The sequence below is a fragment of the Nocardia inohanensis NBRC 100128 genome, from assembly GCF_001612945.1.
Classification (GTDB): Bacteria; Actinomycetota; Actinomycetes; order Mycobacteriales; family Mycobacteriaceae; genus Nocardia; species Nocardia inohanensis.
This window is the reverse complement of the sequence record NZ_BDBK01000001.1, coordinates 528,785-545,005: the sequence shown is the minus strand read 5'-3', so window position 1 is coordinate 545,005 and position 16,221 is coordinate 528,785. Positions and strand designations below refer to the sequence as shown.

The 16,221-nt window shown below is 67.7% G+C and carries 7 protein-coding genes and 1 tRNA gene; 1 reads left to right on the top strand and 7 read right to left on the bottom strand.

Going from position 1 to position 16,221, the window contains the following annotated elements; genetic code table 11:
* Positions 1-32: 32 nt before the first annotated feature.
* Both NI1_RS02660 and NI1_RS02655 read right to left on the bottom strand, forming a co-directional pair.
* On the bottom strand, positions 33-1,040 hold the full coding sequence (locus tag NI1_RS02660; protein ID WP_245663030.1) for an ABC transporter substrate-binding protein: 1,008 nt from the start codon (positions 1,038-1,040) through the stop codon (positions 33-35).
* 153 nt (positions 1,041-1,193) lie between these two features.
* The gene (locus NI1_RS02655) at positions 1,194-1,604 is read right to left on the bottom strand and encodes a DUF3291 domain-containing protein (protein ID WP_157534916.1); all 411 of its coding nucleotides are present in this window, start codon (positions 1,602-1,604) and stop codon (positions 1,194-1,196) included.
* Positions 1,605-1,708: 104 nt separating this feature from the next.
* Between NI1_RS02655 and NI1_RS02650 the strand changes: the two genes are divergently transcribed.
* A complete protein-coding gene (locus NI1_RS02650) occupies positions 1,709-2,650 on the top strand; it encodes a LysR family transcriptional regulator (RefSeq protein ID WP_067813674.1) in 942 nt (313 codons plus the stop codon).
* Positions 2,651-3,115: 465 nt separating this feature from the next.
* On the opposite strand, the gene NI1_RS02645 is transcribed toward NI1_RS02650, so the two are convergent.
* The 5 genes from NI1_RS02645 to NI1_RS02625 all read right to left on the bottom strand — a co-directional run bounded on the left by NI1_RS02645 (position 3,116) and on the right by NI1_RS02625 (position 16,193).
* Positions 3,116-3,187: transfer RNA gene (locus NI1_RS02645), tRNA-Val, on the bottom strand.
* Between the two features lie 82 nt (positions 3,188-3,269).
* Complete coding sequence (locus tag NI1_RS02640; RefSeq protein ID WP_067813672.1) at positions 3,270-4,046, bottom strand: ABC transporter permease; 777 nt, start codon at positions 4,044-4,046, stop codon at positions 3,270-3,272.
* Positions 4,043-4,864: an ABC transporter permease gene (locus NI1_RS02635; RefSeq protein WP_084522486.1), complete on the bottom strand. Its 822-nt coding sequence runs from the start codon at positions 4,862-4,864 to the stop codon at positions 4,043-4,045. Before NI1_RS02635 ends, NI1_RS02640 begins: the two co-directional genes overlap by 4 nt.
* Entirely contained in the window at positions 4,861-5,859 is a 999-nt protein-coding gene (locus NI1_RS02630; RefSeq protein ID WP_067813670.1) for a daunorubicin/doxorubicin resistance ABC transporter ATP-binding protein DrrA, read from the bottom strand. Before NI1_RS02630 ends, NI1_RS02635 begins: the two co-directional genes overlap by 4 nt.
* Positions 5,856-16,193 carry a non-ribosomal peptide synthetase gene (locus tag NI1_RS02625; RefSeq protein ID WP_067813668.1) on the bottom strand — a complete coding sequence of 3,446 codons (10,338 nt, stop codon included), beginning with the start codon at positions 16,191-16,193 and terminating at the stop codon, positions 5,856-5,858. Before NI1_RS02625 ends, NI1_RS02630 begins: the two co-directional genes overlap by 4 nt.
* Positions 16,194-16,221: the final 28 nt, after the last annotated feature.

Sequence of the window (16,221 nt, the reverse complement as noted above, 5' to 3'; positions counted from 1 at the left end):
CGGCGCTTCCCGGACGTCGGCGGCCGACGCGGTCAGGAGCTCAGTCCCAGCTCGCGAAGACCCGCCGCCAGCTTCTCGACACCGTCGACGGCGCGGATGGACGGGTTCAACTCCGCCCCGCGCAATGCGATGTAGCGCTTGTTCCGGACCGCCTGCATGGTCTTGGTCAGCGGATCGGATTCCAGGAAGGCCATCTTGTCCGCGAGCCGGTCCCCAGGAAATCGATCGCGGGCCAGATCGCCCAGTACGAGCACCGTCGGGTCATGATCGACCAGCGTCTCCCAGCCCACCGCGGGCCAGTCGTCGACGGCCGCCGAGTAGACGTTGGCCACGCCGACGGTCGTGGCCAGCAGATTGGCCGACCCCAATCCGCCTGCCATATAGGGGCTCTTGGTGTCGGCGAACCAGAACGCCATCGACACACCGGATTTCCCGAGCTTCTCGGTGGCCGCGGTCATGCGCACGCGGAGCTCGGCGACGTACTGCGCACCCCGCTCACTCACATCGAAAATGGTCGCGAGCTCGGTGATCTCCCGGTACAGCGCATCCATGGTCAAAGCGGTCGTGCGCTTGTTGCCACCGTTCACGCTGCGGCCGTTGTCGCAGTCGGTCGGCGAAAGATAGGACGCCGCACCGGTTTCCAGGAATCGCGCCCGCTCGGCGACGCCGCCCTGCTTGAAGTGCCGGCCGAACGACGCGGTGACGAAATCCGGATCGGCGCCCAGCACCACCTCGTAGCTGGGCGCGTTGTCCGCGAGCCGGGTCACCGACGCATTGGCCGCGGCGAGGTTGTCGCGAATCGGATCCGTCCAGGACGCGGTGCCGACGATCCGATCGGCCAGGCCCAGGGACAGCAGGATCTCGGTCGAGTTCTGATCCAGGGAAACCACTCGCTGCGGCGGCGCGGCGACGGTGATCGTCTGCCCACAGTTCTCGAGAGTCAGCGGGTACGCCGTGCGACCTTCACCCGCGCCGGCCGCGCTCGCCGTGACCTGCTCGGAAGCACCGCAAGCCGCCAGCGAAGCCGCCACCACGATCACGGCAGCAACGATGCCCGCTCTTCGAACTGTTTTTCGCACGTGTATTCGCCCTTCTGCCTGGATTCTCGAGGTGTACCGAAGGCGAACCGTTATCCCTGCCTCGTGAGCCGGTGCGCGAACGCCGCGCAAATAGTAGCTTAGGCTTGCCTTATATCAGCTGGCGGGCCTGGTCCGATCGGTCGCATCGGTCGTGGAGCCGCGCTGCTCGGCAAGCCGGCCGCTGATCTCGTCCCAGGACAGGCGCAGCTCGTCCGCCGGTGCGGTGAAGAACACGAATGTCGCGTCCCGCATGACCTTTCGCTTGCGCACCACCGTCGACCGGTGCGGTTCGGAGCGCGCGTAGGCATAGATCGCTGCCTTGTCGTCCCACGCCGAGTAGGTCCAGAAGACACCTTTCAGCATCTCCGCCTTCAGCGTCAGCCCGAGCACTCCCGCCGAGCGGCGGGCCTGCCACCACAATGTCAGCGATGCGAGCAGAAACCCGGGCGCGTGGCGCCACGAGTTCACCTCGAGGCGGGAGGCCATGCATTGCACCTCGGGGGTGGTGGGAGCGCTGACTGTCATCCACGGAATCGTTGGCATGCGCTCAGCCTCGGTTCGCGGTGCGAATTGATCAACGAGGAACTGCGTATGATGCGTTAAGCCACCGTGATTGATAGGAAGACCGCATGGACCTGCGCGATCTGGATTTGCGCGACATCGAGATCTTCCTGATGTTGTCCACGGAGCTGCATTTCGGCCGGACCGCCGAACGATTGCACCTCTCCCCGGCGCGAGTCAGCCAGGTGATCGGAAAACTGGAACGCCGCATCGGCAGCAAACTCTTCGAACGAACCAGTCGCACAGTGACTTCGACCCCGATCGGGTTACGGCTGCGGGACGACCTACAGGCCAACTATCGCGACCTGACGGCCAGCCTCGGCCGCGCGGCCCGCGCCGCCCGCTACGGCGAGGCCGGCATCCTGCGCCTGGGAATCACCAGCAGCAGCCTCGACGACATCCGCCCCCTGTTGAACACCTTCCAATCCCGCCATCCCGACTGCACCGTGCACGTCGAACACGTCCATTTCGGCAACCCCTTCGGCGCGTTGCGCGGCGACGACATCGACGCGCTGGTGAGCTGGCTGCCGATCGAAGAACCCGACCTGGTGGTGGGCCCGACCCTGCACGAGGAACCGTTCATGCTCCTCGTCGGCGCGGATCATCCACTGGCACAACGAGAATCGGCCTCCTACGAGGACCTGGCCGACCACGGTGTCTTCGGAGTACCCTCGACCGACCCGGTGAACTCACCCCCCGACTACTGGACCGCCGCCGTCGTCCCGTTCTTCACCCCCAGCGGCCGCCGCATCCCCCGCGTCGCTCAAGCCGCCAACTTCCAAGACCTCATCCTGCTCGTGGCCGCAGGCAAGGCCATCACCCCGGTGCACGCCCACGCCGCCCGCTACTACTCCAGACCCGATGTCACCTACATCCCCATGCCCGAAGTCCCACCCGCCCGCTGGGCCCTGATCTGGCGCCGCTCCGCCGAAACCGCCCTCATCAAAGACCTCGCCGCCTCCGCACCCGCCACGACGAATCACTGCCCGACACCGCTGGTCAGTCCTTGATCCCCAACCCAGCGGCGCCGTCCGCTACTCAGTGAACACTTCATCGTCCGTTCCGGCGGTGAGCACCCGCGCTCCCCACACCCGCAACCACGCGCAATCGGCCCCTCGCACCATTCCGACAATCTGCTCTGGTACCGCCCCGAACGTGACCACCAATTGGTCGAGCAACGCCTCCGCCCGCCCTTCGGTACGTCCCAAGCCACTGCGACTGCCGCGGGACACGTCACGGCTGAAAGCTACCCCGGGTTGTCAGGAGAAATTGATGTACACGATTTTCGCGGAGTCGGGATGCTGGACTCTAGGCCCACAGCCGGGTGGGCCGTTGCATCATCTTGATCGCGTTGGCCAGCTCGATCCTGGTCTTCCAGCGCTGCCGGTTCAGCAGCGCATAGCCGAACACGGTTCGGATTGATACTCGAATGCAGCGACGCCGCAGGCCATCTGACCTGCGGCGTCGACATGTTGTGGTTCTAGCTGGGATCGAACCAGCGACCCCTCGCGTGTGAAGCGAGTGCTCTCCCGCTGAGCTATAGAACCGGGTCCGCTTGGAGCGGCTGGGAGAACTTTAGCCTGTTCCCCTGCTGTCACACCAAATCGACTGCGCTACCAGCGGTTTATGTCAGGTTGGGGCTGGGTGGGAGCGGCTGGCGCGGCGGTAGCCGAGGGCCGCGGGGATCGCGAAGAGGAACAGGGTGGTCAGGGACCAGGTGAGGGTTAGGAGGAGGGGGCGGGTCAGGGGGCCGCCTTCGGAGAGGGCTCGCATGGCGTCGATGGTTACCGAGATGGGTTGGTGGGCTACGAGGGGGCGGATCCAGGTGGGGTAGGCGGTGGTGGGGACGAAGCCGGTGCTGAAGAACATCAGGAGGGAGGTGAGGATGGTGATGCTTTCCACCAGTGTGGCTTTGGGGGCGACGGATGCGATGGCGGTGATCGCGGTGGCGAAGGCCAGGCCGAACAGGACCGGGATGAGGGTGAAGGTGGTGGCGGCCAGGACGCCTTGGTGGAAGCGGAAGCCGAGGAGGTGGGCGAAGGCGATGATCATGAGGGTGCCGAGGAGGATTCGGGTGCCTTCGGCGAGGATTCGGGAGAGGGGGCCGGAGGCGCGGTGGACGGGCAGGATCCAGAATCTGGCCAGCAGGCCGGATTCTCGTTCGCGCCAGAGCATTGCGCCGCTGGCGACCGCGCCGGAGAGGGCGCCGATGACGGCGACCATGGGGACCGAGCCGTAGAGGGCGCTGTGGCCGGAGAAGCGGGTTACCTGGTTGCCGATGACGGTGTTGAGGACGAACAGCAGCAGGCAGGGGATGAGGAGGGTTTCGAGGAGGGTGACGGGGTGGCGGGTCCAGCGCAGTAGGAGGCGCTGGGTTTGGATTGTGGTGTCGCGGAGCAGGGTCATGCGGGCCGCCGGGTGTTCAGGCGCCAGGCCAATGGGATGCAGAGGGCGATCAGGCCGGTTATCCAGCACAGGGAGGGGCCGATCAGCGCGAGGGTGACGGCGGGGGTTCGGCCGCCGAGGTCGCCGGCGAATGACCTTAGTACGGCGGCGAATTGGGAGACGGGTTGGTTGCGGACGAAGGGCTGTATCCATTCCGGGAATTGAGCCGCCGGGGCCAGGCCGGTGGAGAGCAGGCCGAGGATCAATGGTGGCAGCCCGAGGATTTGGGTGATCGATTCGGGGCTTCGCGAGGCGGTGCCGACCACATCGGCGCCGAGGGTGAACACCATCCCGATACACAGGGCGAAGATCAGGAAGCCGAGCGTGTGCATCGCGTCCAGCCGGAAGCGGAAGCCGATGAGATGCCCGCACGCCAGCGCCGCCGTCAGCGCGATACACAGGCGCAGCAGCGATCCCGACATGCGCGCGGCCACCGGGACCAGTGGGCGCACCGGCATGGCGTGGAAGCGGCGATCCAATCCGGAGACCGCGTCGGTGGCCGCGCGCATGGCCGCCGAGATGGCGGTGAAGGCGCTCGCTTGAAGGATCACCAGCGGCATCATGTACTGGGCGTAACTGCTGAAACCGGTTCCGGCGAAGGACATCACGATCTTCAGCGGGATGTAGAAGCCGGCGGTGAACACGGCGGGGGCGAGCACGGAGGTCAGCACTTCGCCGGAGCGCACGGCGGGCACGACCAGTCGGCCGCTCAGCGCCCACCATTGCCGTACGGCGGTGGGTGTGGGCCGCACCGGGTCGAAGCGCACCGCGGCGGTCACGGGTGCACCTTCTTGCGCGGTGCGTCCGGTTCGGGCGCGGCATGGCGTCCGGGGCGTGCGGTGAGCGAGAGGAACACATCGTCCAGCGATGGGCGGCGCAAAGCGATATCGGCCAGTTCGATTCCGGCGCTGTCGAGCAGTCGCAGCACCTCGGCGACGGTTTTCGCGCCGTCGGGTGCGGGGACGCTGAGCCGGTCGATGACCGCGGACGGTGACGAATGCCGTTGTGAGGCAAACGGTTCGAGCACCGCCTCCATGATCGAAAGCTCCTCGGCGTGCAGGGGAACGATCTCGCAGTAGCTGGCGCCGGTGCGCGCCTTGAGCTCGTCGGCGGTGCCCTCGGCCACTACCGCGCCGTGGTCGATCACCACGATGCGATCGCACAGCGCATCCGCCTCTTCCAGATACTGCGTGGTGAGCAGGGTGGTGATCCCGTCTTCCCGGAAGGTCCGCACCAGATCCCAAACCCCTTGCCGGCTGCGCGGATCCAGCCCCGTGGTCGGTTCGTCCAGGAACACCACTTCCGGCCGCACCACCAGCCCGCAGGCGATATCGATCCGGCGCCGCATGCCCCCGGAGTAGGTGCCGACCCGCCGCGACCCGACGTCGGTGAGTTCGACGACGTCGAGCAGTTCGTCGGCGCGAGCCTTGGCCGCCCGCTTGCTCAAACCTTGTAGACGTCCGAACAGCACCAGGTTCTCGTAGCCGGAGAGCAATCCGTCGAGCGCGGCGAATTGTCCGGTCAGCATGATGGACCGGCGCACCGCCGCCGCAGCGTGAACGACATCGTGACCGGCGACCGACGCGCGCCCGCTGTCGGGTGCGAGCAAGGTGGAGAGGATATCGACGGTGGTGGTCTTGCCCGCCCCGTTGGGTCCGAGCAGCCCGAGGATCTCCCCGGGTTCGGCCACGAAATCGATTCCGCGCAGGGCGGATACCCCGCCGAACGACTTCTCGATGCCCTCGACGATCACCCCACCGGAACCCGTGCTCATGCGGCAGCCGTATCGTCGGACCCGGCGGTATCCGGCCGCCCGGTCAGGTGGCGGTCGAGCAATGATGCGATGCGCGCCAACGCTTCCGGCGCGCTCATCCGGCTGTGCTCGGCATCGATGTCGTACACGGTGATCTCGCCGCCGACGTGGGGCTGCCATGCTTCCGGCTCGGCGATCTGCGAAATGCCTTGGGTAGCACGGAAAAACAGAACATCGCCGTCGATGAAAGGTCTTCGATACCCGGACATGAGGCGAATGGCCGCGTTGTAGGACCCGGTGAGCCGTTCCAGGAGTTCCGCCGTCACCATCGACCCAGCACCGAGCCGTTCGCGGATCAGCTCGGCGGCCGCCTCCGCATCGATGTCCGCGGGAATGTCCGTCAGCCCGAACAGTTCGCCGAATTCGTTGAGCAGCGCCCCGACCGCCAGTTCGTCGGACGCGCCGGCATCGGCGAACTCACCGTTGGAGGCGTCCGCGTCCATCAGCGCCACCACCCCGACCTCGGCTCCCTCGTCCCGCAGCCGCGCCGCCACCGCATGCGCGATGATCCCGCCGAACGACCAGCCCAGCAGGTGATACGGCCCTTCCGGCTGCACCGCCCGCAGCTCGCGCGCATACCGTTCAGCGAACCCGGCAATGGATCCGATCGTCTCCTCCCCCGACAGCTCGGGTGCTTGCAGCCCATAGATCGGCCGCCCCGGTTGTAGCGTCTCGGCGAAGCCCATGAAGGGCCAGGCGATTCCGGAGGCCGGGTGAATGCAGAACAACGCTGGTTCATCCCCGCCGCGCCGGATCGGCAACAGCACCTCCAGGCCCAGTGCCGCACTGTCGCCGATGCCGGTCCCGTTCTCCACGAGCGCGGCCAATGCGGCGACGGTGCGATGCTGGAACACCAGCGCCGGCGTCAGCGCGATCCCGCGAGCACGTGCGCGCGACACGAGCTGGAGTGCGACGATACTGTCCCCGCCGAGCGCGAAGAACGAGTCGTCGATACCGATCCGGTCGCGCCCCAGCAGTTCGGCGAACAAGTCAGCCAGCTCCTTCTCCGCCGGGCTGCTCGGTGCCCGGTATTCGACCGTATCGTCACTGAATACGGGTTCGGGCAACGCTTTTCGGTCCAGCTTCCCCACCGGCGTCAAGGGAATGGCATCGACGACGACCAGCGCCGCGGGCACCATGTACGCGGGCAGCCGTTCGGCGAGATAGCCGCGCAGCTCCCCGGCCGAGGGGGCCGCGCCGGTGCCGTCCGGCACCACATAGGCGGCGAGCGCCGGCTTCCCGGCGGGAGTCCGCACACCGAGGGTGACCGCGAACTCCACCCCGGGCGCGCCCGCGAGCACCGCGTCGATCTCCCCCAATTCGATGCGCTGCCCCCGGATCTTGACCTGGAAGTCGGTCCGCCCCAGGTACTCCAGCTCCGGATCGTCGGCGGCGGTCCAGCGCACGAGGTCACCGGTCCGGTACATGCGTTCACCCGGCCCGCCGTACGGATTGGCGACGAACCGACCGGCCGTCAGCCCGAACCGGTTGAAGTATCCACGCGCCAGCGCCGACCCGGTCACATACAGCTCACCGACCACGCCCGCCGGGACGGGCCGCAACCACGAATCCAAGACGAGCAGCTCACTCCCCTGCACCGGACCGCCCAGCGTGACCGGCAGCTCCGCTCGCAGCCCCACGGATCTGGTTGCCACGATGGTGGTTTCGGTGGGCCCGTACAGATTCACCAGGTGCTGCCCCGGTGCCCACTGCGCCACCAGCTCCGCCCCGACCGGCTCTCCGCCGACGGCCAGATGCCGCACCGCGGGCAGCTCCCCGGGATGCATGGTCGCCAGCACCGACGGCGTGACGAACGCGTGCGTCACCTCTTGATCGCGCAGCACGGCAGCCAGTTCCGAACCGCTGTAGGCATCCGGTGGTGCTACCGCGAGGGTGGCTCCGGAACCGAAGGCGTACAGCATTTCCAGGATCGACGCGTCGAATCCGGGCGAGGCCACGTGCAGCACCCGCGCATCCCGGTCGAGCCGCATGATCTCGATCTGCTCGGCAACGAAATTCGCCAGCCCGTGATGCTCGAGCAGCACGGCCTTGGGTTTGCCGGTGGATCCGGAGGTGTAGATCAGGTACGCGATCTGATCGAGCGTGATCGGCCCGCCCCGTTCGAGGTCGGTCACCGGTCCTTCGGGCACGGTCATGGCGTGCCGGAGGGTGAGCAGATCGTCGAGCACCAGCCAGTCGACGGTGTCCGGCAGCTGATCGCCGATCTCGCGCACCGTGATCCCGATCGGGGCCCGGGAGTCGGCCAGCACATGCTCGATCCGATCGAGGGGATGGTTCGGGTCCACCGGCAGGAACGCCGCGCCGGTCTTGGCGACCGCCCACAACGCGACCAGCGATTCCAGCGACCGGGTCAATGCCAGCACCACGAATACTTCCCGGCCGACCCCGTGCCGCAGCAGAATGCGAGCGAAACGGTTCGACCAGGCATCGAGTTCCGCATAGGTCATGGACTGCGCTCCGGCCACGATCGCGGTCGCTTCCGGTTCCAAACCTGCTCCCGCACCGAGTATTTCGTGCAGCGTCCGGGCTCCGGTGGAGCCCGCGCCTCGTACCGGCGCGAGGTCGGTCAGTTCCTGCTCGGTGGCGGCGGGGAGTTGCGCGACGGTCCGCTCGGGATGGGCGGTGATTTCGGTGAGCAGCCGCACGAACCGGTCGAGCAGCGCCCGCGCTCCCCCGGCATCGAGATACTCGCTCCAATAGTTGACGGTGACCCGCAGACTGCCGCCGTCGGATTGCGGAGTGACCTTGAGTATCAACGGATACGGCGCTGATTCGGTGTCCGCGATGTCGAGCAGCCCCATGCCCGCGTGCGTGAGCGCCGCGTCGAGCCCCGCACGGTCGACGGGGACCGATTCGTAGACCGTGATGGTGTCGAACAGCGCCGGCAGATCCACGGCCCGGTGAATATCGGCCAGCCCGATGTGCTGGTGATCCAGCAGCCGCGCCTGCTCGGACACCATGCGCGCCAGCACATCTCCGATGCGTTCGCCCGGATCGAGGCTGACGCGCACCGGCAGGGTATTGATGAACAAGCCGATCATGTCCTCGACGCCGGGCAGTTGCGGCGGCCGCCCCGAAACCGTCGCGCCGAACACCACATCGGTGCGCCCGGTGAGCGTGGACAGCAGCAGTGACCAGGCCAGTTGCAGCGCGGTATTGACGGTCGAGCCGGCAGTCCCGACGACCTCGTTCAGCTCGGCGGTGAAGTCGGCGGACAGTTTCCTCGATACCGTGCGCGGCGTGGCGGTTGCGGCATCGGCCGCCGCCGGGAGCGCCAGGGTCGGCGCGTCGATGCCGTGCAGCGCCTCGGTCCAGGCTTCGATGGCGGTGTCGGCCCCGCCGGTGAGCCATGACAGGAACTCCGCGTAGGAGTGCGGCGCGCTCGCATCGAGATCCGCTGTGCCGGTGAGGTATCCGGTGAGCAGTTCGCGGATGAGCAATGGCATGGACCAGCCGTCGAGCACCAGGTGGTGACTGGTGATGACCACGGTCCAGGTGTCCGCCGTGGTGCGGATGAGGGTCAAGCGCAGCAGTGGTGCGCGGGTGAGGTCGAAGCGGGTGCGCGCGTCCTGCGCGAGCAGGCGCTCCAGCTCACTGTCTCGATCCTGCCCGGTCAGCTGAGTGAGATCGATTTCCCGCCAGCAGATTTCGGCCGAGGCGAGCACGAGCTGCCGCGGTCCGCCTTCGCTCTCGGCGAATACCGCGCGCAGAATATCGTGCCGATCCACCAAACGCTGTGCGGCGGAGCGCAACCGGGCCGAATCGATGAAGCCCCGCAACTCGGCTTTGGTTTGCAGCAGGTAATGGTCCATCGCGCCCGGGTCGAACTGAGTGTGGAAGTACATGCCCTGCTGGAGCGGCGACAACGGCCACACATCGATCAAACGCGGGTAGTCCGCCCGCCAGCGTTCCAGCTCGGCATCCGTCAGGGGAACCAAGCTGAACGGTTCGATCGGCGCACTCGGCTGCTCGGCCGCGACGATGAGGGTGACGGCGGCGAGCCCGGCCACGGTCTTGTGGTCGAATACATCGCGGGCGGAGAACCCCAAACCGGCGGTGCGCGCACGGGATACGAGCTGAAGGGCGATGATGCTGTCACCGCCGAGCGCGAAGAACGAGTCGTCGATTCCGACGCGTTCCCGCCCCAGCACTTCGGCGAACAGCGCGGCGAGTTTCCGCTCCACGAGAGTGCCGGGTGCCCGGTATTCGGCTGCGCTGTCGGTGAATACAGGTTCGGGCAGCGCCTTGCGGTCGAGCTTTCCCACCGGTGTCAGGGGGATGGCATCGACGATGACGAAGGCGGCGGGCACCATGACGGCGGGCAGCCGCGCGCTCAGGTATGCGCGCAACTCGCTGTCCACGGGCACCGGACCGGACGCGGCGGGCACCACATAGGCGGCCAGCGCGGGCGCTCCGGCGGGACCGCGCACCCCGAGGGTGACGGCGAATTCCACGCCGGGCGCGTCGATGAGGGCGGCGTCGATCTCCCCGAGTTCGATGCGCTGCCCGCGTATCTTGACCTGGAAGTCGGTGCGCCCCTGGTATTCGATCCGGGGCGCGGATTCCTCGGTCCAGCGCACGAGATCGCCGGTGCGATACATCCGTTCACCGGGCGCACCGAACGGGTCGGCCACGAATTGCGTCGCGGTGCGGCCTGATCGGCCGAAGTAACCGCGCGCCAGGGCCGGACCGGCGAGGTACAGCTCACCGGTGACGCCGGGCGGTACCGGTCGCATCCAGGAATCCAGTACCAGGGCGGCCATGCCGCGAATCGGCTGCCCGAGCGTGACCGGTTGTCCCGCAACCAGTTCGGCGGGCCCGGTGGCCCAGATGGTCGTTTCGGTGGGTCCGTAGAGATTGACCATGCGCCGGCCCGGCGACCATTGCGCCACCAGGTCCGCGCTGACGGCCTCACCCGCGACCGCGAGGAAACGCAACTCGGGCAGATCCTGGGGTTTCATGGTCGCGACCACGGACGGCGTGATGATGGCGTGCGTGACCCGCTGTTCCCGCAGTAGCCCGGCCAGCTGGTCACCGCTGTAGACCTCCGGTGGCGCGACCACGGCGGTGCCGCCGCCCGCGAACGCCAGGGTCTGTTCGGAGACGAAGGAGTCGAAGCTGGGCGAGGCGACCTGCAATACCCGCGAGTCCCGGTCCACACCGAACGAACCCTGTTGCGAGGCAACCAGATCGGCGATTCCTCGATGGGAGATGAGCACGCCCTTGGGCAGCCCGGTCGACCCGGAGGTGTAGATCATCCACGCGGCATGCTCGAGCCGCGGCGGGCGGAGCTCGACCGGGCCGGGCGCATTCAGCGTGCGATCGTCGATCGCGAACCATTCGACGCCGCCCGGCCGCGCATCCCGGCTGTTCTCGGTGAGCCCGAGCGTCGCGCCGGAATCCGCCAGTATCAACTCGATGCGCTCGGCGGGCTGCCCCGGATCGATGGGCAGGAACGCGGCACCCGACGCGGCGACCGCCCACACCCCGATGATCAGCTCCGCCGAACGCGGCAGCAACAGTGCCACCAGCGTTTCCGGCCCCGCGCCGGCCGCCGCCAGGAGCCGGGCGACCCGCTCGGATTCCGCCAGCAGATCCCGGTAGGTCATGGTCCGCGCACCGCTGACGATCGCGGTCGCGTCCGGGTTCGAAGCCGCTCCCGCCGTGAAGATTTCGTGCAGGGTGCGAGGCATCGCGGATTCGGACCCACGCAGCGGCGCGAGCGCGAGCTCTTCCCGCTCGGTGACGGCCGTCAGATGCGAGACACTCCGCCCGGGTTCGGTGGCGAGGCCGGTCAGCAGCCGCACGAAACGCTCCAGCAGCGCCCCCGCGCGCCCGTCGTCCAGGCGGGAAGTCCAATAGTTGATGGCGATCTGAAGCCTGTTGTGCCCATCCGGCCCGGGTCCGGGAACGACTTTGAGGCTCAACGGATATGGCGCTGTCTCGATATCGGAGACGTCCAGCACCCGCATCCCCGCCCGCGCGAGGGCGGTGTTCAACCGTTCGCGGTCGATCGGCACCGATTCGTACACCGTGATGGTGTCGAACAGTTCCGGCATCCCCACCGCACGATGGATCTCGGCGAGCCCGATGTGCTGGCAATCGAGCAGCCGGACCTGTTCGGACTGCATCCGGGCCAGCGCCTCGGTGACGCGTTCGGCCGGATCCAGACAGACTCGCACCGGCAGCGTGTTGATGAACAAGCCGATCATCTCCTCGACCCCGGGCAATTGCGGAGGCCGCCCGGAGACCGTCGCGCCGAATACCACATCGGTCCGCCCGGTTTGCGTCGAAAGCAGCAGTGACCAGGCCAATTGCAGTGCGGTATTGACGGTCGCACCGGCCTCCCGCACCACCGATTCCAATCGCGCGGTGGTGTCGGCGGGCAACTCGACCGATACGGTGCCCGAGCCGATCGGCCCCGGTTCGGCGGGCGCGGGCAGGACCAGGGTGGCGGCGTCGAGATCGCGCAGAACCTCCGTCCAGGTGTCGATTCCGGCACTGTCGTCGGCCGTGAGCCAGGACAGGAATTCGGCGTACGAGTGTGCGGGGCGCTGGGCTTCGGCGAGTTCCGTTGTCCCGGTGAAGTATCCGGTGAGCAGTTCGCGGATCAGCAACGGCATCGACCAGCCGTCGAGAATGAGATGGTGGCTGGTGATGAGCAGGGTCCAGGTGTCGGAGCCGCGCCGGATCAGGGTCAAGCGCATCAGCGGCGGCCGGGTCAGGTCGAAGCGGGTGCGAGCGTCCTCGTCGGCCACCCGGCGTAGCTCGTCCGCGCGGGCGTGATCGCCGGGGATCCGGGTGAGATCCACTTCATGCCAAGCGACTTCGGCATGGCCCAGCACAATCTGCCGCGGTCCGTCCGGGGAATCGACGAAGGCCACCCGCAGGCTGTCATGCCGATCGATCACCGCCTGTGCGGCGGCTCGCAAACGTGCGGCATCGATCGACCCCGCCAGTGCGGCACGGGTTTGAATCAGATAGCGGTCGATGACGACCGGATCGAACTGGGTGTGGAAGTACATGCCCTGTTGAAGCGGCGACAGCGGCCACACATCGACCAGGCTCGGGTACGCCTGCCGCCAGCGCTCCACATCGGAGACCGGTACCAGCGAGAACGGTTCGACCGGCGCGGTCTCGGCTTCCGGCGCCACGCTGGTCGCGACGGCCGCCAACCCCGCCACGGTCTTGTGGTCGAAGACGTCGCGGGCGGTGAAGGCATGTCCGGCCGCGCGGGCCCGCGATACCAGCTGGAGGGCGATGATGCTGTCGCCGCCGATCGCGAAGAAGGAGTCGTCGACGCCGATCCGCTCGCGACCGAGCAATTCCGCGAACAGTTCCGCGAGCTCCTGCTCCACCGGATTGCCCGGTGCCCGGTATGCGGTTGTCTCGTCGGCGAATACCGGTTCGGGCAGCGCCTTGCGGTCGAGCTTGCCGACCGGCGTCAATGGGATGGCATCGACCAGGACGATGGCCGCGGGCACCATGTACGCGGGCAGCTGCTGCGCCAGATAGGCACGCAGATAACCGATTTCGGGGGCCGCGGAGCCGGGAACCACGTAGGAGGCCAGCGCGGGCTTGCCGGCGGGGGTCTGCACGCCGAGGGTGACGGCGTACTCCACGCCGGGCGCACCGGCGAGCACCGCGTCGATCTCCCCCAATTCGATGCGCTGCCCACGGATCTTGATCTGGAAGTCGGACCGGCCCTGATACTCCAGCAGCGGCTCGCCGCCGGTGCTCCACCGCACCAGGTCGCCGGTGCGATACATGCGTTCACCCTGTGCCCCATAGGGATTCGCGACGAACCGTCCGGAGGTCAGGCCGAATTGCCGCAGGTAGCCGCGAGCCAATGCGGGACCGGAAAGATAGAGCTCACCGGTCACTCCCGGCGGCACCGGCTGCAACCAGCTGTCGAGCACCAGCACCGAGAACCCGCGCACCGGTCCACCGAGAGCGATCGGCCGATCCGCGCCCAACCCCGTGAATCCGGTTGCCACGATCGTGGTTTCGTTCGGCCCGTACAGATTGACCAAATGCCGCCCCGGCGACCATTGCGCCACCAGATCCGCGCTCACCGCCTCACCACCCACCGCGAGACTCCGCAGCTCCGGCAGATCGTGCGGATGCATGGTGGCCAGCACCGACGGGGTGATCAGCGCATGGGTCACCCGCTGCTCGCGGATCACGCCTTCCAGCGCCGACCCGCTGTAGGCATCCGACGCCGCGATGACCAGCGTGGCCCCGGCCCCGAAAGCGAACAGCGCCTCCAATATCGACGCGTCGAAGCCGGGCGAGGCCACATGCAGCATCCGGGCGTGCTCGTCCAGCCGCATGGTTTCCCGGTGCTCGGCGATGAAGTTCGCCAGCCCGTGGTGGTTGACCTGCACGGCCTTCGGTTTCCCCGTGGAACCGGAGGTGTAGATCAGGTAGGCGATCTGCTCCAGCTCGATGGGTCCCCCGCGCTCGCGGTCGGTCACCGGCGTCTCGGGCAGCTCCGAACTCTCCCGCACGGTGGCGGGGTCATCGAGCAGCAGCCAGTCGACCAGGCCGGGCAACCGTTCACCGATGGCGCGCACCGTGATTCCGAGCGCCGCTCGCGAATCCGACAGCACGTGCTCGATCCGATCGATCGGATGATCCGGGTCCACCGGCAGGAACGCCGCACCCGTCTTGGCGACCGCCCATAACGCCACCTGCGCTTCGATGGACCGGGTCAGCGCCAGCACCACGAACCGCTCACGCCCGATCCCCCGCCGCAACAACACCCGCGCCAGCCGGTTCGACCGCGCATCCAGCTCCGCATAGGTCAGCGTCTCGTCCCCGAAGACCAGCGCGGTCGCGGACGGATCCGAAGCGGCTCCCGTGGCCAGGATTTCGGGCAGCGTGCACGGCGCGGCCGATGCCCGCCCCCGTGCCGGCACCAGCGCCCGGCGTTCGTCCGCCGAGATCACCGGTATTCGCGACACCACCCCCGCCGCGCCCGCATCCAGGAATCGCCCCAGGAACGCCAGGAACCGCCGATGATGCGCACCCAGTTCGGCTTCGCTGTACAGGTTCGGATTGGCCTGCAAATCCAGGTGTGTGCTCTGCCCGCCGATGCCCGGATACACGTTGACGAACATGTCGTCGATCAGCCCCGAAATGAGCACGTGCAGCCGCCCGACCACCGGGCCGAGGTGAATCCGGTTGTCGAACATCATCAAATTCACGGTCGGCCCGAACGAGGTGGCGATATCCATGGTGTGGCCGAGGTCGCGGAAGATGTCCTCCTGCCGGTACCGCTGCCGCCGCAACGCTCCGGTCAGCTCGCGCTGGGTGGCGGCGATCAGCTGGCCGACCGTCATCCGCGGATCGCGGGCCAGCCGCAGCGGAACCACATTGGCGACCATGCCGCCGGATCGGCGCAGGGCGGCGGTGGTGCGGCCCGATACCGGCAGGCCGAGGGTCTGCTCCGGCGCGTCGCTCATCGCGCCCAGGTAGGCGGCGAAGGCGGCGACCACGATCGGCGCGATACTCGTCGATTCGGCCGCTGCCAGCCGCTCCAGCGATTCGGCTGTGGCGGCCGGTATTTCGCCGGAGACCAGATTGGGTTGCGCGGCCACCCCGCCGGTCCTGCCCGCCAGGGTCACCGGTTCGGCAAGCCCGGCGAGGTGGTCGTGCCAGTACTCCCGGTCCGAGCGCATGCGGGCGGAATCGCGGTAGGCGAGGTCGTCGTCCACGATGTCCCGCAGTGCGGCGGCCCGGGCGGCCGGGATCGGCGTCCCGGAGCTGATGGCGTCGTAGATTTCGCTGGTGCGCTGCATCATGGTCATCGCGCCCGCGCCGTCGATGACGATGTGGTGCATGCGGGAGTACAGGAACCAGGATTCGGCGTCCAAGCGCAGCAGGACGACCCGGATCAGCCGATCGGTGTACAGGTCCAATGGCTGCGCGTATTCGGCGCGCATCCAGGCGCGGGCGGCGGCCTTCGCGTCGCGTCTGCCGCACAGGTCGATCACCTCGACGTCGGTGTCGCGCCCCGGATCGACCACCTGCATCGGCACGCCGCCGGTGTCGATCAATCGCAGCCCGCCGGTACCGAATTCACTTCCCGCTTGCCGGACCGCCCGCGCCAGCACCGCGATATCGACATCACCGGAGAATTCGACATATTGCGCAATGGAAATCGGGGTGGCGCCGGCGACCTGCTGAGCGAACCAGATTCCCCGTTGCGCGGCGGATAGTTCGAATGCTTCGGCGGTTGATACGTTCTCACCCACGGCGGATCGGAGCATGGTTTTCCTGTCTGCGAAATGGGATTTC

Bases quoted from the DNA above. Each gene is read 5' to 3' on its own strand.
- NI1_RS02655 (WP_157534916.1), bottom strand. From the start codon at position 1,604: ATGACAGTCAGCGCTCCCACCACCCCCGAGGTGCAATGCATGGCCTCC.
- NI1_RS02650 (WP_067813674.1), top strand. From the start codon at position 1,709: ATGGACCTGCGCGATCTGGATTTGCGCGACATCGAGATCTTCCTGATG.
- NI1_RS02640 (WP_067813672.1), bottom strand. From the start codon at position 4,046: ATGACCCTGCTCCGCGACACCACAATCCAAACCCAGCGCCTCCTACTG.
- NI1_RS02630 (WP_067813670.1), bottom strand. From the start codon at position 5,859: ATGAGCACGGGTTCCGGTGGGGTGATCGTCGAGGGCATCGAGAAGTCG.
- NI1_RS02625 (WP_067813668.1), bottom strand. From the start codon at position 16,193: ATGCTCCGATCCGCCGTGGGTGAGAACGTATCAACCGCCGAAGCATTC.